17 protein-coding genes and 1 tRNA gene are annotated in these 17838 nt (G+C 46.2%); 10 read left to right on the forward strand and 8 right to left on the reverse strand.

The window, feature by feature from the left end; all coding sequences use genetic code 11:
• The 6 genes from NQX30_03675 to NQX30_03700 all read right to left on the reverse strand — a co-directional run bounded on the left by NQX30_03675 (position 1) and on the right by NQX30_03700 (position 5448).
• On the reverse strand, positions 1 to 1623 hold the full coding sequence (locus NQX30_03675; GenBank protein ID MDM5147470.1) for an AAA family ATPase: 1623 nt from the start codon (positions 1621 to 1623) through the stop codon (positions 1 to 3).
• The gene (locus tag NQX30_03680) at positions 1620 to 2987 is read right to left on the reverse strand and encodes a sigma-54 dependent transcriptional regulator (GenBank protein ID MDM5147471.1); all 1368 of its coding nucleotides are present in this window, start codon (positions 2985 to 2987) and stop codon (positions 1620 to 1622) included. The genes NQX30_03675 and NQX30_03680 overlap by 4 nt, the downstream gene beginning before the upstream one ends.
• A 2-nt stretch (positions 2988 to 2989) precedes the next feature.
• Positions 2990 to 3289, reverse strand: a complete 300-nt coding sequence (locus NQX30_03685) for a Rieske 2Fe-2S domain-containing protein (GenBank protein ID MDM5147472.1) — start codon at positions 3287 to 3289, stop codon at positions 2990 to 2992.
• Positions 3289 to 4599: a TolC family protein gene (locus tag NQX30_03690; protein ID MDM5147473.1), complete on the reverse strand. Its 1311-nt coding sequence runs from the start codon at positions 4597 to 4599 to the stop codon at positions 3289 to 3291. The genes NQX30_03685 and NQX30_03690 overlap by 1 nt, the downstream gene beginning before the upstream one ends.
• A 67-nt stretch (positions 4600 to 4666) precedes the next feature.
• The gene (locus NQX30_03695) at positions 4667 to 5296 is read right to left on the reverse strand and encodes a protein-L-isoaspartate O-methyltransferase (protein ID MDM5147474.1); all 630 of its coding nucleotides are present in this window, start codon (positions 5294 to 5296) and stop codon (positions 4667 to 4669) included.
• 63 nt (positions 5297 to 5359) lie between these two features.
• A tRNA-Leu gene (locus NQX30_03700) sits at positions 5360 to 5448 on the reverse strand.
• 51 nt (positions 5449 to 5499) lie between these two features.
• Between NQX30_03700 and hisI the strand changes: the two genes are divergently transcribed.
• Positions 5500 to 5919 carry a phosphoribosyl-AMP cyclohydrolase gene (hisI, locus tag NQX30_03705; protein MDM5147475.1) on the forward strand — a complete coding sequence of 140 codons (420 nt, stop codon included), beginning with the start codon at positions 5500 to 5502 and terminating at the stop codon, positions 5917 to 5919.
• Positions 5920 to 5979: 60 nt separating this feature from the next.
• Here the strand turns inward: hisI and mltB are convergent, their stop codons facing one another.
• On the reverse strand, positions 5980 to 6939 hold the full coding sequence (gene mltB / locus NQX30_03710) for a lytic murein transglycosylase B (GenBank protein MDM5147476.1): 960 nt from the start codon (positions 6937 to 6939) through the stop codon (positions 5980 to 5982).
• Between the two features lie 215 nt (positions 6940 to 7154).
• Between mltB and rplM the strand changes: the two genes are divergently transcribed.
• From rplM to guaA, 7 genes are all read left to right on the forward strand, one after another.
• Positions 7155 to 7595, forward strand: coding sequence for a 50S ribosomal protein L13 (gene rplM / locus NQX30_03715; protein MDM5147477.1), 441 nt, complete (start codon positions 7155 to 7157; stop codon positions 7593 to 7595).
• 5 nt (positions 7596 to 7600) lie between these two features.
• Positions 7601 to 8002, forward strand: a complete 402-nt coding sequence (rpsI, locus tag NQX30_03720) for a 30S ribosomal protein S9 (protein MDM5147478.1) — start codon at positions 7601 to 7603, stop codon at positions 8000 to 8002.
• Positions 8003 to 8029: 27 nt separating this feature from the next.
• The gene (gene argC, locus NQX30_03725; GenBank protein MDM5147479.1) at positions 8030 to 9049 is read left to right on the forward strand and encodes an N-acetyl-gamma-glutamyl-phosphate reductase; all 1020 of its coding nucleotides are present in this window, start codon (positions 8030 to 8032) and stop codon (positions 9047 to 9049) included.
• Between the two features lie 3 nt (positions 9050 to 9052).
• Positions 9053 to 9742 (forward strand): hypothetical protein, encoded by a 690-nt coding sequence (locus NQX30_03730; protein ID MDM5147480.1) that lies wholly within the window; start codon positions 9053 to 9055, stop codon positions 9740 to 9742.
• Positions 9743 to 9895: 153 nt separating this feature from the next.
• Positions 9896 to 11281, forward strand: coding sequence for a class II fumarate hydratase (locus NQX30_03735; protein MDM5147481.1), 1386 nt, complete (start codon positions 9896 to 9898; stop codon positions 11279 to 11281).
• Positions 11282 to 11521: 240 nt separating this feature from the next.
• On the forward strand, positions 11522 to 12970 hold the full coding sequence (gene guaB, locus NQX30_03740) for an IMP dehydrogenase (protein ID MDM5147482.1): 1449 nt from the start codon (positions 11522 to 11524) through the stop codon (positions 12968 to 12970).
• Between the two features lie 93 nt (positions 12971 to 13063).
• Complete coding sequence (gene guaA, locus NQX30_03745; GenBank protein ID MDM5147483.1) at positions 13064 to 14602, forward strand: glutamine-hydrolyzing GMP synthase; 1539 nt, start codon at positions 13064 to 13066, stop codon at positions 14600 to 14602.
• 489 nt (positions 14603 to 15091) lie between these two features.
• Here the strand turns inward: guaA and NQX30_03750 are convergent, their stop codons facing one another.
• On the reverse strand, positions 15092 to 16090 hold the full coding sequence (locus NQX30_03750) for an Ldh family oxidoreductase (GenBank protein ID MDM5147484.1): 999 nt from the start codon (positions 16088 to 16090) through the stop codon (positions 15092 to 15094).
• 314 nt (positions 16091 to 16404) lie between these two features.
• Here NQX30_03750 and NQX30_03755 point away from each other — a divergent pair, with 314 nt between their 5' ends.
• Both NQX30_03755 and NQX30_03760 read left to right on the forward strand, forming a co-directional pair.
• Positions 16405 to 16827 carry an HIT family protein gene (locus NQX30_03755; protein MDM5147485.1) on the forward strand — a complete coding sequence of 141 codons (423 nt, stop codon included), beginning with the start codon at positions 16405 to 16407 and terminating at the stop codon, positions 16825 to 16827.
• Positions 16828 to 17172: 345 nt separating this feature from the next.
• The gene (locus NQX30_03760; protein ID MDM5147486.1) at positions 17173 to 17784 is read left to right on the forward strand and encodes a glutathione S-transferase family protein; all 612 of its coding nucleotides are present in this window, start codon (positions 17173 to 17175) and stop codon (positions 17782 to 17784) included.
• Positions 17785 to 17838 lie beyond the last annotated feature (54 nt).

The following is a 17838-nucleotide window of genomic DNA, read 5'->3' on the forward strand; positions in this document are numbered from 1 at the left end:
CTACCACAGCGATTTAGACTCTTCCCATGAAACGGCAGTTTTTTGTGCAAACGGACGTCCACCAACAAAATAACGCGGCAAATTATTAACAAAAACTTCGGCATCTTGCTGCGACGGGTACACACCATAAGTAATGACAAAACGATTACCGCTGCTCAATTGCACCGGATACACCATCACATTGCGCAGTGGATAAAAATCGGAAAAATGTCGCAAGAAACGCTCCAAAAACACGCTGCGTTTTTGGTCTACGGTAATCAGTCGTGCCGTATAAAAACGGAAGTCAACATTGTCACTAAGCCACGTTTGCGTGGCGTTCAACCGCAGGCGCAAGTAGCTATTAGCTGGCATCCAACCCCATTTTTCGTTATCTTCCAAACCGGCGCCACGCAAATCTGCACTCTCCCATCCTGCTTTTTTTTCGGTAGAAACGGCTGGAGCATTGTGATTTTCTGCCGCCGCGGCAATTTCCGCTGCCAGATTATCGGTATTGACTTCCTTGTTTCCTTGCATGGCGGCGATAACCGACATAAGATCCTCACTCGGAGTTGATGCTACCGTAACCGACACTACGGCGGTAATAATTCGCACTGGCGCGGTTATAACTTCCTGTTTTTCAACGGCTTGAGCTGCCGCCGTTATTGTCAATGTCGTGGTTACGGCAGACGTTAACGAAACAGCATTATTTTGTTCCAGCGGTTCCACTCTAAGATAACTGCCAATGGCAACCGCTAGCACCACGCAAGCAGCAAGCGAAGTACCAATAGTCAGTTGCAATGATAATCGTCGCGCCTGCTCTGAACGATAGCGCATGCGACCAAATTTAGCATCTTTGACGGCACGTTTGACATCTATATATTGCACTTTTTCAGAGCTTCGTTCAAATGCCGAAAGCATCGCCTTATCACACAAAACGTTAATTCGCCGTGATAACCCTTGCGAAACAGCAGCGACAAGTTGGCAACCGTCTTTGGTAAATAATGTGCCACCGTTATAGCCAGCAGCATTAAGTCGCGTCGTAATGTAATCGCGAACATCATCACGATTAAATGGTTTCAAGGTAAGTGCCACCGTGATACGTTCACGCAATTGACGCATATTTTGGTGAGACAATTTATCCAGTAATTCGGGCTGACCAAACAATGCAATTTGCAGTAATTTATGACGGCTGGTTTCAAGGTTAGATAACAGTCGAATTTCTTCCAATGATTCGTCCGGCATGGCTTGCGCCTCATCAATAAATACCACCACTCGCTTGCCTTCGGCATGGCGTTCAATTAAGTGATTTTGTAGCCGCCGCACTGTGTCAGGACGGTTGGTGTCAACTTCTAATTCTAATTCCTCACAGATATTGTAAAGAATCTCGCGCCCCGATAGGCTGGGGTTAGCGATGTACACCAGCTCCACCTGCTCAGGCAATTTTTCTTCCAGCGTTCGCAGCAGCATGGTTTTACCACTACCAACTTCGCCGGTCACCATCATAATACCTTCACCCACTTCAATGGCATATTGCAGAGCATGCAAAATTTCACCGCGCCGCCCACCGCCGTAAAAAAATTCCGTTGTTGGCGTTATTTTAAAAGGCGCCTCGCGCAGCCCAAAATGTCGCAAATACAGATTCATAAAGTGCCTCCAAAATCTTGCCGCAATTGGCGACGAAGTTGTGTTGTTGATATTTTAAGTATTGCTGCCGCTTGTGTTTCATCATCGTTGCAGCGGACGAGTGTTTCGCGAACAAAAACAGCACCAATTTCATCAAGCAATACTGGCAGTGATAAATTTTTGCTTTGCAATAAACTGTTGGCAAAACGATGTAATTCCGCTGCGCGCGCACCATCATCAAAGTCCTCGCCGGGATAAAATTCTGCTGTCACGGTGTCTTCGTCCACCATTCCACCACCACATTTAATCTGCAATCGGGCAACGATGTTGCGTAGTTCGCGAGTATTGCCAGGAAAACGGTAAGCTCGCCAGATAGCTTCAGCACCAGGCGTCAGCTCAAATGGGAGAGCGTGCATGTCTTTGGCGATACGGGTACGGAAGTGTGCGAGTAGCACAAAACGGTCTTCAGCCAGCTCGCGTAGTGGTGGAGTAGACAATACAAAAGCACTTAACCGATGGTACAAGTCGCGACGAAAATCACCACCAATGCGATTGGTCGCTGCAACAATACGCGCTGCACACTGACGCGGACGAGTTTCGCCAACGCGGCTGTATTCACCAGTTTCTACGGCACGCAACAGTTTACCTTGCGTTGACGGCGATAAGTCGGCAATTTCATCCAAAAACAAAGTTCCATCTTCGGCATCGCCCAATAAACCAGCACTGGCGATGGCAGCACCAGTAAAAGCCCCCTTGGCATGGCCAAACAACGTTGGCTCAGCCAGATGATCGGGAATGGTGGCGCAATTAATTGGCAAAAAGGCTTTGCCAGCACGGCTATTTTCGTGTAGAGCACGGGCAACTAACTCTTTGCCAGTGCCAGTTTCACCGCGGATAAGTACCGGAAAAGGCGCCGCCGATGCTTGCGCAATACTTTGACGCAAATTCACGATTGCCGGTGAGTCGCCGACCAAACCCATATTACGACGAGCCAGTGTGAGCATTTTTTTACACGATAGTAATTTGTCACGCAAAACGTTAGGCTCACAAGGTTTTTCCACATAATCACCTGCGCCCAACGCTCGCGCTCGCTGAGCATGACGACGAGCTTCCTGCCCCGATACCACAACAATAGCACAGTCGGGCGAAGCCGCTTGAATCAGACGAATAGCGGCAAAACCCTCATCCGGCCGATGCGGTACCGGTGGCAGTCCTAAATCTACCAAAGCGCAATCCGGCGGCTGCGGTGACTGTTGTAAGGCACTTTTAACTTCAGCAACGTTGTGGGCACCAATAATGGAAAAATCCTCGTTCAAATAACCACTCAGTGCGTCCTGGATAAGTGAATCATCATCCACAATTAGCAGCAGCGGTTTAGCAGACACAGTCAATCAACCAAGCTCACAACGCCATCAGCAACTTGCAGCGGATAAGTTTTGAGTGGCATATCGGCTTCTTCTAGCGGCTCACCATCTGCTAATCGCCATGTCCAAAAGTGTAGACAACAAACCAAAGTGCCATTTACCACTTCACCATCCGCCAACGGCGCTTCCTGATGTGGACACAATCCTTGTACCGCATAATAATTGTCATTGTGCCGCACAACAACAATAGGTTCATCGTCTGGTCCCACACATTCCAACGGTATATCATCTTCTAAATCGGTAACTTTACATAATTCAAACATTAATGATTTTCCTCTCTTTCCATATTAAAGAGATTTTCTAATTGAATAACAAAATCGTCATCTAATTCGCCAGACAAGGCAAAAAGACCGGCTATGTGGCGCAAATAATCATAACGCGCCCGCCGTAATTGTAGCCGCGTATCAAATAACGCTTCTTCTGCATCCAACACGTCGGCAGCGGTACGCACACCGTTTGCATATCCCGTTTCTTCTGCTTCCAACGCTGCTGCCGAAGATGCCTCAGCAGATTTGAATGCCTCCGCCTGCGCCCGCGCTGCCGTCGCTTGTCGATGTAACCGGCTGCTTTGGCGAATAATGTTATCTTCCACCGCCCGCAAATTTTCCCGTGCAACAATAATATTTTGCTTTAGACGGCGGTGTTTCGCCCATATCTCACCACCACTATAAAGCGATTGTTCTAGTGCCAAAACCACTTCCTCCCGGTGATTGTCCAAGCTACCACTGGCTTCAGTACGAGCACTTATTGACAAGCGAGGGAAAAGTGCCGTTTTTGCTGACTGTGATAACAAAACATCCGCTTCTAATTCCGCTCGCGCTGCTGCCACTAAATGGGAGCCCTGCTGCACCCGCAACAACCAGTCATCCTGTGCTGCCAATAATGGAAAATTGCTTTCTTTGCCGGTCAATCGCATCCGTTGACCGCGGAGTGCTGTCAATTCACGCAATGCGTCTTGTGCCAGCTCTTCGTCTTGTTGGTATTGCAGCAAATCGGCACGCACTCGCGCCAAAAACGCCTGCGCTTCCAACACGTCCACTCGCGTGCCAGCACCGGCTTCGGCAAACGCCTCAGCACGCGTCAATTGTGTGCGAGCGACAGTAAATCGCGTTTCGGTCAGCCTCACCAAATCCGAGGCCTGTTGCAGATCCAGCCAAGCAGCAATAACCGACAACTGCAAATTTTGTTCTTGTGCTAAATAAATGGATTCAGCCACGCGCACTGTCCAAAGAGCAGATTCATAATTTAATTTTAGTGGTAGATTGAAAAGCTGCTGCGATAAGCTCATGAACGTGCGATTTTTGCGGGCACTAAAATCGCTGTGCACCGGTCTCTCTACACCCATATTTAACTGCGGCAACAAGCCAGCTTTAGCAATATCATCAGTTTCGCTAGCAGCAGCCAACTGCGCCCGCTGTGCCGCGAGCATAGCATTGTTTTCTATTGCCAATTGCATCAGCCGAGTGAGACTCGCAGATTTGTCAGCACTTTCCTGCGCCAGCGGTGGCGGTGCAGATACCAACATAATCAGCGCAAAAATACAATATTGCGCCAAACGTCTAATTTTTATCATAGAAAAATCTACGGCGACAATACCATAATAAAACGTTATACAGAGCACTAATGACGCCACTTGACACTCAAAATGTGAATGTAGGAAGTAATGGCGCGTTTTGTAGTGGTGGTAAGCAGGTTTCCAAAATACTTTTGCGCAATACAATGTCAGACGTGCGTTTTTCTAGTAAAGTGAGCGTCATCACCGGAGCTGTTCCTTCCACCGCCAACAGCCGTCCACCATTTTTAAGTTGGCGCAGAAAATTTGGCGAAATGACCGGCGTAGAAGCAGTGAGCACAATGGCGTCGTAGAGTTCACCCGACAACGTCCCGCACGCACCATCTGCCGTACGAATGGTGACATTATTGACACCATGCGATTGCAAACGAGTAGTGGCTGCGGCAGATAATTCTGGAATAATTTCCATACTCACCACTTTCGCCGTCAAGCGACCGAGCAGGGCTGCAAAAAAACCACTCCCCGTTCCTATGTGCAACACTTCTTCATGTTTGTGTAACGCCAACGTTTGTAGCATGCGGGCTTCCAACTTAGGCTCTAACATAAACTGACCATGACCAATTGGCAATTCAACGTCGGCATAGGCCAAATCTTTTAAAGCGGCGGCGGCAACAAAATCTGCCCGTCGAATATCGTCGTACAACGACAGCACAGCGTTATCCAGCACATCCCAAGTGCGTATTTGCTGTTCAATCATATTAGTTCGGCTTTGTTGTAGATAAGCGGTCATTTTTCACTCAAAAAGTTAGCATAGCACCAATGGTACCGAGAAGAGGACTCGAACCTCCACAAGACTTGCGTCTCACTAGGGCCTGAACCTAGCGCGTCTACCAATTCCGCCATCTCGGCAATTGCGGGCTAAAAAAGCGTATTTTATTATAATGAGAGGCAAACACCGTCATGACCGATAACTTCTTTTTTTTGCTGGAAAACGCCGATACTGGCAGCAGCCACACCTTGGCTGATACGTTGTCGGCATTGCGATTTAACGAACAAGGCTTATTACCCGTTGTAACTCAGTGTGCCACCAGCAAGCGAGTGCTGATGATGGCGTGGATGAATGCCGACGCTCTGACACAAACTCTGCGTGACGGCGAGATGGTGTATTTTTCGCGCCGCCGGCAAATGTTGTGGCGCAAAGGCGAAACTTCTGGCTGCACACAACGACTGCAAGCACTATTTGTGGACTGTGATGGCGATACCTTGTTGGCACAAGTAGAACAAACCGGTCCCGCCTGCCACACACGCCGTCCGTCATGTTTTTATTTGCGATTAACCGCCAATAGTTTGACATTACAAAAAAACGCACTCACCGAATAATTTTTTGAGAACGCACCCTTGACCTTATGTACGTGCACATTTTTTACTACAAAATAATTTCTACACGTTGTCAAGAATGAGTTGACTCATATCAAAAATTGCTGACGCATATTTGAAACTTTTGTTATAGCGCGTCAGCGCATAAAAATTTTGTGTGCCAATACGATATTCGGTGTCATAACGATTTTCTAAATCTACCAGCAAATATTTCCCCGCGGCAGGTGTTTGCGATGAAGCCGACAATCCGGCTTCCCGTAACTCTTCCCAGCTAAACAGCGGCTTGTAATCATTGTTGCGTGTGGCCTCAATTAACGGCCTCATGTCACCACGTGTAGACACCGAATAGGCAATTGGATCGCCTTTTTGCCAACCATGAATATTGAGAAAATTGCCAATACTGCCAACAGCATCGACGACAGCAAACAAATTAGCGCGCCCATCACCGTCAAAATCCACAGCAAATCGCTTGGCGCTACTGGGCAAAAATTGCGGCAACCCAAAAGCACCGGCGTACGACCCTCGCAAAACAGCAGGATCAAATTTGGATTGTCTCGCATAAATTAAAAAATATGCCAGCTCTTCTTGAAATTCTCGTGCGCGCCGCGGATAGGCAAAAGCCAATGTTGCGAGCGAACGCGCTATTGAGAAATCTCCCAGATAATTGCCGTAATTTGTTTCAATTCCCAAAATAGCAGTAATAATTTGTGCTGGTACACCGTAAGACTCCTCCGCCCTTTTTAACACGTCAATATGGCGGCGATAAAAACGTGCGCCAGCAACGACCTTACGCGGTTTAAGTAACCGACTTTTGTAATCTCGCCAATACACTTTTCTATTCGGTGCCACTGGCTCGTCCATTAGCTCAATAACCCGCTCGCTAACTTCCAAAGACGCAAAAAAAGCTCGTAATTCCGCCGGTACAAATGCGTGTTCAACTCGCATGTGCAAAATAAAATCTTCTACGCCAGGCAAATCCAAAACCTTCGTTCCAGCCTTTACTGGCAAAGGAAAAATCGCCATACACGCTAAAAAATGTCGCCTATTCATATCGTTATTTTAACCGCATCGCCCAATTCAACCTGATAAACAATGTTTTTGCGCAGTGAAAATTGTAGATTCTTTCAAAAACATGCCCTTATTTCAGTGTCCTAACAATCCAAGTGCTGGGATATTTATTTTCGCCATGCGCCAATAATAGATTATAATTTGGGAATCCTGCAATATTTCGCAACAAAATGAATTCTCCTACTAGACAAATCAAAGAAAAAGACATTGAAATACGGCGGCAATGGTTGCTGTATGATGCCAGCAGCGCCGTACTAGGGCGCTTGGCCAGCGTTATTGCGTATCGGTTACGTGGTAAACACAAACCTGTTTATGCTCCGCACTTGGATGTTGGCGACTTTGTGGTGGTAGTGAACGCCGAAAAAGTGCGCGTTACTGGCAACAAAGAAAACAACAAGATGTATTATCGTCACACTGGCTACCCGGGTGGTTTGCGCGAGATGCCGTTGCATCGCCTGCGCGAAACCCATCCAGATCGTATTCTCAAGAACGCCGTTCGTGGTATGCTTCCCAAAGGCCCACTCGGGCGTAAAATGTTATCCAAATTAAAAATTTACACTGGGCAAGCGCATCCACACGCTGCACAAAATCCACAACCTCAGGAAAATTAATCACCATGCAAGGAAAAGTTGGTCCTTATGATTATGGCACTGGTCGCCGAAAAACCTCCTGTGCTCGCGTCTTTTTGTCCCCCGGCAAAGGAAATATTACCGTTAATGGCAAGGCGCTAGAAACGTTTTTTTGCCGCCTCCGTTCACAGATTGTGGCACGGCAGTCGTTAAGCGTCGTGGACGGCGAAGCGCAATTTGACCTGCGCGTCACGGTACGTGGCGGCGGTGAAAGCAGCCAAGCCGCAGCCATGCGTCACGGTACAGCCCGAGCGTTGGCCGTACATAATCCCGACTACATCCCTGTTTTACGTGCCGCCGGACTAATGACTCGTGATTCACGGAAAGTGGAGCGCAAAAAAGTCGGCTTGCGAAAAGCTCGTCGGGCGACGCAGTACTCTAAGCGTTAACGCGGTCGGCCATAGCCGCTGGCTAACGTGCCTTCTTTGCTCAAAGTTACTATTTTTGGTGCCTCTGGCTATGTGGGTGCTGAGCTTACCGCGTTGCTATGCCGCCATCCACAGGTGGGGACCATCACTTATGTTTCCCGCTCACTTGCCGGACAGCCGGTAGCCACTCACATGCCCGCCTTGCGCGGCTGTGTGAACTCTACATTTCAAGCACCATCAGAAGAGGTTTTCGCCGAAAGCGACGTCGCCTTTTTTGCCACGCCGCATGGAGTGGCGATGAACAGTGCTAACGCTCTGCTCATGCAGAATACAGTTGTTATTGATCTCAGTCCGGATTTTCGCCTTAAAGATATAGCAATTTTTGAAAAGTGGTACGGGCAGCACACAAGCCCTGAACTGTTGCCACAAGCCGTGTACGGTCTTACGGAATCAGCCCGCCCTGCTCTCAAAAATGCCAACTTAATTGCCTGCCCTGGCTGTTTTGCAACGGCAATAGAACTAGCCCTTATCCCTCTAGTCGCCGCCGGCTCCGTTAACGACCACATCATAGTTGATGCCAAATCCGGTGTCAGCGGCGCCGGCAAACGCACCGACCGTACGGATTTACTGTTTGCCGAACAAACAGAAAATTTCAAAGCTTATGCGGTAGAAGGACACCGGCACCAGCCAGAAATTGAACAGGCAGTACGGCAGTTTGCCGGTCATATGCCCCCCATGGCTTTTGTTCCTCATCTTTTACCAACGGCGCGCGGTCTTTACGTTAGCGCATATGTGCCTCTTTCCGCTGATGCGTTCAGTTTGTTACAAACTCACTGGGCGGATGAACTTTTCATTGATGTACTAGACGACGGCTTACCGGAAATTTCTCATGTCACGCGTACCAATCGAGTACAGCTGGCAGCACGGCCATTACCCGGCGGCATAACGCTTGTCATCGCCGCCTTAGATAATCTCCTCAAAGGCGCTGCGGGACAGGCAGTACAAAACATGAACGTTCGCTTTGGGTTACCGGAAGACATGGGATTGTCGGGCGCCCGCACAGTTTGAGCAATGCAATTCATCAAGAGTTGTATCAGATGGTGGCAGGACAATCGCGACACCTCTATTACACTTAAAAACGTCCTTATTTATGCAATACTGATTGCTCTCATCGCTTTTTCGGGTGGCCGATTACATCCAGAAAGTGATTATCAACAGTTACGCGACGATATTGAACAAATGCGCGATCAAATCGGTGAATTTTCCGCTCAACGCGAGCAAGATCAGCGGAAAATCATCAAACTTCGTGCCACTTCTACATTAGACAAAAAAATATTGCAACAGTTGCGAGATCAAAATACGGAATTAACGAAGGAAAAAATACGCCAACAAGAAGAAGTTGCTTTTTATCAACGAATACTGAATAACGAGCCCCAAACAGAAATCGCCATTTACACACTAGAAGACACACCAGATTTTCGCCCTCGCCATCACCGACTGTCGGCTGTGCTGGTACGCGCACAGACAAAAAATAGTTTTCAAGGCACCTATTATTTTGAAGTCGTTGAATTGGGAGCACGCGATACGCTCCGTGTCACACGCGTGCCAGCGGAAGCAAGCGTGCCGCTTACGGTTGGTGTGTATGAGGAAATTGAACAAATTTTTAAGTTACCTCCAGATACCCGCATCCACAAATTGCGCTTAGTAATAAAAAATAAAAAAGGAGAAATTGTGGCTGAAGAAACGACAAAGCAAGAGTAGGAATAATTCATCTTTGTTGACTAACTAATCGACATTTAATATCTACAAAAAATCATACCTCATAAAAAATTATTCCCTTATCGGAAATGCCTATGAGAAAATGTACAAAAAACTATTATGCAGCTTGCGCAAAAAATATAACGGAGAACAACAATGAGCAACTCTTTTCGCATTGAAACTGATTCCATGGGACAATTAAAAGTCCCGGCGGACGCACTGTACAAGGCACAAACGCAACGAGCGGTGGAGAATTTTCCCATTAGCGGACGACCATTGCCAGCGGCATTTATTCGGGCACTCGCATTAGTCAAGCGTTGTGCAGCAGAAACTAATATTGAGCTGGGTTTTCTCAATCGCAAAATTGGTGGTGCCATCGGCAAAGCAGCACGAGAAATTGAAAAAGGTGCACATCTGACGCACTTTCCGATTGACGTTTTTCAAACCGGTTCTGGCACTAGCACCAACATGAACATGAACGAAGTATTGGCGACACTGGCGTCACAAAAAAATGACATCGCCGTAAATCCCAATGACCACGTAAACATGGGGCAATCCAGCAACGATGTCATTCCCACCACGATTCACGTGGCGGCCGTATTAGAAACGCGCCAGCAGTTGTTGCCAGCGTTGGCACATTTAGTCGGTGCGATAGAAAAGAAAGCAAAAACCCTTGACAAGCACGTTAAAACGGGACGCACTCACCTCATGGACGCCATGCCGGTGCGCTTGAGTCAAGAATTAGATGGCTGGGCATTACAAATTAAAAAAGCTATCGCGCGAATCAACGATGCCGAAAAACGCCTACTTATGTTAGCGCAAGGAGGCACCGCGGTAGGTACCGGAATTAATACAGAAAAACGTTTTTCCGCCGCCTTTGCCAATCGGTTAAAAAAAATTACTGGTGCGCCATTTACACCCAATGCTTCATTTTTTGAAAGCCTCAGCGCACAAGATGCGGCGGTAGAATTGTCAGGGCAACTTAAAACTGTCGCCGTTAGCATGATGAAAATCGCCAACGATTTACGCTGGATGAACAGCGGACCACTTGCCGGATTGGGAGAAATTGAGTTGTTGGCATTACAACCCGGTAGCAGCATCATGCCAGGCAAGGTTAATCCAGTTATTCCGGAAGCTGCCTGCATGGTTGCTGCTCGCGTTATCGGCAACGACGCTACCATCACGATAGCAGGACAGTCCGGAAATTTTCAACTCAATGTCATGTTACCGCTTATTGCCGACAGCCTACTGGATTCCATTCAATTGCTGTCATCTACCAGCCGCCTACTAGCAGATAAAGCCATTGCTAGCTTCAAAGTACGACCTCAAAACATGGAAGCTCCATTAGAAAAAAATCCTATTTTAGTAACCGCACTTAATCCCGTTATCGGCTATCTTAAAGCGGCAGAAATTGCCAAACGAGCGTATAAAGAGGGGCGCCCAATTTTGGACGTAGCTACAGAAGAAACCGATTTACCGCGTAAGGAATTATTGCGGTTATTAAATCCAGCAAAATTAACAAAAGGCGGTATTAAGGGATAATATTTAGCTAATTTTTGAAAGCGGCTGCTCTGCAAGCGAAAATACGCTAAGCTAAAATTTTCGCTTTTACAAAATTTCCCGCCGCCCTTTACACGCGGCACAATAGCAGAGGGGTTACCGTTTTGTTACGCAAAATATTGATCGGCTATTCCACTATCAAAGCAAAATAAGATAGAGTGCACTGTGCCTCATTCAGCGTCTCCTGCCGGTGAATGCGATATAATTGTTTTTTAATTGTTTATGCAAGAATCTCTCACTTTTGATGACGTTTTATTGGAGCCGCAATACTCCGCGGTTTTGCCGAGAGATGTTTCTACCGCTACACAATTAACCGCCGACTTGCCGCTAGCCTTACCATTACTATCAGCGGCGATGGACTCTGTTACCGAATCCGCTATGGCCATCGCACTCGCTCAATCGGGCGGATTGGGCGTTATTCACAAAAACATGACGCCAGAAAAACAAGCAACGGAAGTAGAAAAAGTTAAACGATATGAAAGCGGCATTGTCACCAAGCCAGTGACCATTGCCCCCACCATGACGGTTGGGGAAGCTCGCAATATCCAACGCACGCGAGGCTTTTCCGGATTACCGGTAGTAAATGACATGGGGATGGCACAAGGGATTATCACCAACCGCGATTTGCGTTTTGAAACTAAATTGCGCCGTCCAGTACGAGAGTTAATGACACCACTAGAACAACTAGTTACTGTACGCCCTGGGTTCAAGATGGAAGCCGCCAAAGCGCTAATGCACAAGCATCGCATTGAGCGAGTAGTTATTGTGGATTCCAAAGGAATATTGCACGGTCTGGTAACTGTTAAAGATATTATTCGCTCCGAAATTTTTCCTCACGCCAGCAAAGACAGCAAAGGACGACTGCGCACGGCGGCAGCAGTCGGTGCCGACGACGTATTGCGCATTGGCATGCTAGCAGATGCGGGGGCAGACGTACTAGTAGTAGATTCTGCACATGGACACAGCAAAGGAGTGCTGGATTGTGTGGCAAAAATCAAGAAAATGCATCTACGCGGAGTATTGCTAATAGCAGGCAATGTTGCCACAGGAGCGGGAGCAAAAAGCTTGGCGGAAGCGGGGGCTGACGCGATTAAAGTTGGTATCGGTCCAGGCTCCATTTGCACTACCCGAATGGTAGCCGGAGTTGGTATGCCACAAATCTCTGCCATTCAGGCAGCAGCAAATGCCTGCGCTCGCCGCAAGACAGCAATCATCGCTGATGGTGGACTGCGCTATTCCGGCGATATCGCCAAAGCCATTGCTGCCGGCGCCGATGCGGTAATGGTAGGTGGCTTACTGGCTGGCGCCACCGAATCACCGGGTGAAACCGAGCTATATCAGGGACGAGTGTACAAGCGTTACCGCGGCATGGGTTCTTTGGCGGCGATGCGCAAAGGCAGCGGTGAACGCTACTTTCAGCAAGACAATGATGCAGCAAAACTTGTACCGGAAGGCGTTGAAGGTCGTGTACCCTACAAAGGTGCAGCAGCAGACATTTTGCACCAACTCATCGGCGGCTTGCGGGCAGCAATGGGCTACGTAGGAGCTCCCACAATCGGTGACTTGAAAAAGCGGCCATTTGTACGAGTTTCTTTTGCGGGTCTACGAGAGTCTCACGTGCATGACGTGCAAATTACCCGCGAAGCACCAAACTATCAAGTTGAAAATTAATTGCCTGTATACGCATCAGCCATTAATCGGTGTTGGCAAAATTAGCGAAATGAAAAACGGCAATTTGCATATAAAGCGATAAATCTCAGAAACATGCAAAAAATTCTAATTCTAGATTACGGCTCACAGTACACCCAGCTTATTGCGCGAAAAATACGGGAATTACAAGCATACTGTGAAATTCACCCACACGATTGGCTGGCGGAAAATATCAATGCCTTTGCCCCCAGCGGCATTATTTTATCTGGCGGCCCTAATTCGGCAATGGCAGCAGGTGCGCCGGCTATTCAACCTGCCGTTTTTTCTGCTGGTGTACCAGTTTTGGGTTTGTGTTACGGCATGCAAGTAATGGCGCTAGCACTAGGTGGCGAAGTAGAAGTTGCCACACATCACGAATACGGTCAAGCCACGGTGCATGCCGACCATACAGCATCACTATTCGCTGGGCTACCTCAAGAACCTCTACCGGTGTTAATGAGTCATGGTGACCGTGTATTGCGTCCACCCGCCGGTTTTACCATTATTGCCAAAAGCGACTCTTCGCCGGTAGCTGCGATGGCTGATGAAACGAGGCGCTTGTATGGTTTGCAATTTCATCCCGAAACAGCACACACACTACACGGGCGCGAAATTTTAGAACGTTTTGTTCGTGGCATTTGCCAAGTAAAGGCAACGTGGACCATGTCTAATTTTGTCACTCGTGAAACCGAAGTTATCCGCCGCCGCGTAGGCGACGAGGGTGTGTTGTTGGGTTTATCAGGTGGAGTGGATTCTGCTGTTGTGGCAGCGTTACTACATCACGCCATTGGCGAACAATTGCATTGTGTGCTGGTAGACCACGGATTAATGCGCGCCGGTGAAGCGGATGAAGTTAAAACTGTTTTTGAAGACCACTTCGGTGTTAATCTAACAATTATTAATGCCGCAGATAAATTTTTTTCCGCTCTGCGCGGCGTAGAAGACCCAGAAGAAAAGCGTCGCCACATTGGTCGTTTGTTTGTGGAAGAATTTGAAGCACAAGCGAGAAAATTCAGTGACACCGTGCGCTGGCTAGCACAAGGCACCATATATCCAGACGTGGTGGAGTCTGCTGGCGATGGAGCCGGGAAAGCAGTCATCAAATCACACCACAATGTCGGCGGGCTACCGGAACGGTTAAATTTAAAATTATTGGAGCCATTACGTAATCTATTCAAAGACGAAGTGCGCCAGCTGGGATTAACATTAAGTTTACCGGAACGATTAGTACAACGGCATCCTTTTCCCGGTCCCGGACTCGCCGTGCGGGTGCTGGGCGAAGTCACACCCGAGCGCGCCGAAATTGCGCGACAAGCTGACGCAGTCTATATGGAGGAATTAGAAACAACAACACTCTATGCAACCGTTTCGCAAGCGTTTGCTGTGTTGCTGCCAGTGCGCTCGGTCGGTGTGATGGGAGACGACAGAACTTATGACAATGTCGTGGCATTGCGGGCGGTTACTACTGATGATTTTATGACTGCCGATTGGGCACGATTGCCAGATGACTTTTTGGCGCGCGTATCATCACGTATTATCAATACTGTTGCCGGCGTTAACCGCGTGGTGTACGATATTTCATCCAAACCACCGGCAACGGTAGAGTGGGAATGACACACAAAAACAATATTAAACTATGCCAATAAGTTCTCATAAACTATTTGTTACCAAGTAGTTTCCAAACTATAACAAAATAAATTATTAATCCTCTCTCTAAATCTGCAAATAAAAGTCTAACTTTTCTCCCGGTTTTTGAAATCAATTTTTAAAAAATTACTCCTCAAATTACAATAGGAGTAAGAAATTGTCAAATGCCCATACCAAGCAATTGCTTCAAAGGCACAGTGGTTTTTTTGATAAAACGACCCTACTCACCAAGGCATCAATGAGTTTAAATCGGACTCGTTATTCTTATCCAATTACACAACTAAATCAGACCCTATTTTTTCAGAATTATTAATATAATTTACTAAAGTGTTTTAAAACAAACAGACACACTATTTTGGACACTATCGAAAAATCGCCTGCTGCACCTATCCTACACCATTACTAATCTAGGTTGAAAATATTAGGTAATAACTAAACTGCTTAGCTTAAACTAGCTTACCCTGATTTTTTTATACGCTCTAGCAAAGTTGGGTCAACTATTACGCCGTCTTTTTCGATGGCTTGGCGGTTATTTTTACGGCGTGAACCTGGTAAGCGTGCACCTGCTTGCTCTTCAATCGCCTGTGTTAGGGCACTAATGCGTTCGACAAATAACTCGCCCGAAAAAGCACTGGTATCAAAAGCTAGAAAACATTGCCCTGTTTTAGGTGGCCCACCTACAGTACCTGAGAATGGTGCAGCATCTCGGCTCAAGAGTGCACCTGCTAAGCAGGATGCCATTATCTCAACAAGTAAACCCACGCCAAAGCCTTTTTGTCCACCTGAGGGTAACATGGAGCCTTTTAAAGCTGCTTTTGCATCGGTGGTTGGGTTACCTTCGCTATCAAGTGCCCAGTTATCTTCAATGGTTTCGTCTTTGGAGGCTCTTAATAAAATCTCGGACTTGGCAATGGTACTGGCGGATTGATCAATCACTAAGGCAGCACCGTTATCTGTATCAGGAACAGCTAAAGCAAATGGGTTTGTACCAATAACGGGGGTTTTACCACCCGTTGGGGCGATAGATGCGGGGGCATGGGTAAAGCATAAACCAACTAACCCTTGCTCTGCAATGCGTTCGGCATGGTGTCCTAAAACACCGCAATTGTATGAGTTGCGAGTGGTTAGAGCAGCAACGCCGTTTTCTTTGGTAGCTGCTATAAATGCATCAAAACCTGCATCAATGGCTGGGTGCGCAAAGCCTGTTTTGGCATCAACACGAATGGATCCTGATTTGACTTTTTCTACAACAGGAACGGCTGTCCCATCAACTTTGCCACACTTTACATGTTCAGCATAGATTGGGACATATAGTAAACCGTGACTGCGGATACCGTCGCGCTCTGCTAATACAGTTGAATCCGCAACGGCTGATGCGTTTTGACTGCTTGCACCTGCTCCTATTAGGGTTTCTGTAGCAAGTTGTCGAACATCTTCTAGGGAAAGTTTAATCATAGTTTTTATGGGTTAGAGGTTAATAAACTGTAAGTCTATAAACTTAATAGAGGTCTGTAAAGTGTAGGGGCTTTATTTTGTGGAGCAGATCAACATTTTTATGTTGTGATTTGTGATGAACTCTTGTTTATCACAAATCAATAATTAGGTGCTTTTTTATGAATGAGCAGCCTGACTTACGATATTGGTAAATATAACCCAAAATTTTAATGAACACTAAAATTCATGTTACATTCAACTCGCACATTATAACGGCACCTGAAAAATGATTAAATCACTTGATATCACATTCAATCTCAAAAAGTTATTAAAGCATGAAAACTGTTGAAATCGATCCGAGGTTAAAGGAAGATACTATCCAATTGGGAATTATAAATGGGCAGGCATTACTCTTAATGAATAATTCACTAGTTCCTTGGTTTATTGTTTTGCCAAATACTAGCGAAACTGAGCTGTATAAATTGTCTGATTCTGAAAGGAGAGTGCTTGAAAAAAACATCAATATATTGTCAGAGTTCATCTTAAACAACTTTTTTGTCGAAAAATTAAATGTGGCATCAATTGGTAATATGGTGAGCCAAATGCACATTCATATTGTAGGTCGGCATAAAAATGATTTGTGTTGGCCAGGGGTTGTTTGGGGGCAAACTGATAGGAAAGCCTATAAAGAATTAGAGTTGACATATATCTTGACTCTAATAGTTCAAAAATTAGGCGATTCATTCACAAGTGGATGACATACGGAAAGATAATCTAACGAAGCACTCCACCTAACATTTTTTCGCTACGCTCAAAATTTGGCGCAGAGTGCGGCGTTATGCCTTCAAAACCAATAACCAGATATCATCACCAAATTTCTTTGGTAAATTCAAGACTGGAAAAGAGATAACTATACCCTTAAACGAATTTTGTCGCTCACCTGATTAAGTATTTTTTCTCTACCATATGGGCGTTATCAATAAAAACAGTTAAAAATATTAACCCTTATCTTGTAAAATGACATTTAAATTAAGTTTGCTTGTAACATCACTAATAGCGATACAATCGGTGCTATGAATAATTTTTAGCCCTTCGGAGACAATATGAAATTATTTGGGCATCCATACTCTGGACATGCTTTGAAAGTTAAATTTTTCTTGGCATGGCTAGAAATTGAACATCAATATGAATGTGTTGACATCTTCTCTGAGAGAAGCACAAGGAGCGATGAGTTTTTAAAAGCCTCAAAATTTTCTGAAGTGCCAACTCTAATAGATGATGGGCAATGCTACATTCAATCCAATGCAATACTTGTTTATTTGTCCGATAAATTTAGACAGTTTAAAAATTCTAATGAAAAACAAAAATGCTTGGAATGGTTAGTTTGGGAAGCAAACAAAATTGGCATGTGCTTGCCTCAATTGAGAGCTAATGAAAAGTTGTCCAAAACATATCCAGAGTTTAGGTTATCACAAGGCGCACATGATTGGTTGAGCATTCGATATAAACACGATGTTGGCGTCCTTGATAAAGAGCTCGCTGATAAATCTTTCATACTCGGCAATAGTATATCTCCAGCCGATTTTTCTTTGTCTGCTTATTTGATGTATTCTGATGAAGTAAGCATTGAAGTTCCTCAAAATGTTGAGCGTTGGTTGGACAGACTGCGAAAGCAAAAAGGATGGCAAAGCCCCTACGAAATGCTGAAAGGCTAACAAGGCACTCCAGAGGACGGCTAACGCCACCGCTGAGTTTGGTCGTTAGATTTC

This window comes from Candidatus Persebacteraceae bacterium Df01 (assembly GCA_030386295.1).
Lineage (GTDB): Bacteria > Pseudomonadota > Gammaproteobacteria > Tethybacterales > Persebacteraceae > Doriopsillibacter > Doriopsillibacter californiensis.

Coding starts and splice junctions, on each gene's coding strand:
- NQX30_03675 (MDM5147470.1), bottom strand. CDS start 1,623: ATGAATCTGTATTTGCGACATTTTGGGCTGCGCGAGGCGCCTTTTAAA.
- NQX30_03685 (MDM5147472.1), bottom strand. CDS start 3,289: ATGTTTGAATTATGTAAAGTTACCGATTTAGAAGATGATATACCGTTG.
- NQX30_03690 (MDM5147473.1), bottom strand. CDS start 4,599: ATGATAAAAATTAGACGTTTGGCGCAATATTGTATTTTTGCGCTGATT.
- NQX30_03695 (MDM5147474.1), bottom strand. CDS start 5,296: ATGATTGAACAGCAAATACGCACTTGGGATGTGCTGGATAACGCTGTG.
- hisI (MDM5147475.1), top strand. CDS start 5,500: ATGACCGATAACTTCTTTTTTTTGCTGGAAAACGCCGATACTGGCAGC.
- mltB (MDM5147476.1), bottom strand. CDS start 6,939: ATGGCGATTTTTCCTTTGCCAGTAAAGGCTGGAACGAAGGTTTTGGAT.
- rplM (MDM5147477.1), top strand. CDS start 7,155: ATGAATTCTCCTACTAGACAAATCAAAGAAAAAGACATTGAAATACGG.
- rpsI (MDM5147478.1), top strand. CDS start 7,601: ATGCAAGGAAAAGTTGGTCCTTATGATTATGGCACTGGTCGCCGAAAA.
- NQX30_03730 (MDM5147480.1), top strand. CDS start 9,053: ATGCAATTCATCAAGAGTTGTATCAGATGGTGGCAGGACAATCGCGAC.
- NQX30_03735 (MDM5147481.1), top strand. CDS start 9,896: ATGAGCAACTCTTTTCGCATTGAAACTGATTCCATGGGACAATTAAAA.
- guaB (MDM5147482.1), top strand. CDS start 11,522: ATGCAAGAATCTCTCACTTTTGATGACGTTTTATTGGAGCCGCAATAC.
- guaA (MDM5147483.1), top strand. CDS start 13,064: ATGCAAAAAATTCTAATTCTAGATTACGGCTCACAGTACACCCAGCTT.
- NQX30_03750 (MDM5147484.1), bottom strand. CDS start 16,090: ATGATTAAACTTTCCCTAGAAGATGTTCGACAACTTGCTACAGAAACC.
- NQX30_03755 (MDM5147485.1), top strand. CDS start 16,405: ATGAAAACTGTTGAAATCGATCCGAGGTTAAAGGAAGATACTATCCAA.
- NQX30_03760 (MDM5147486.1), top strand. CDS start 17,173: ATGAAATTATTTGGGCATCCATACTCTGGACATGCTTTGAAAGTTAAA.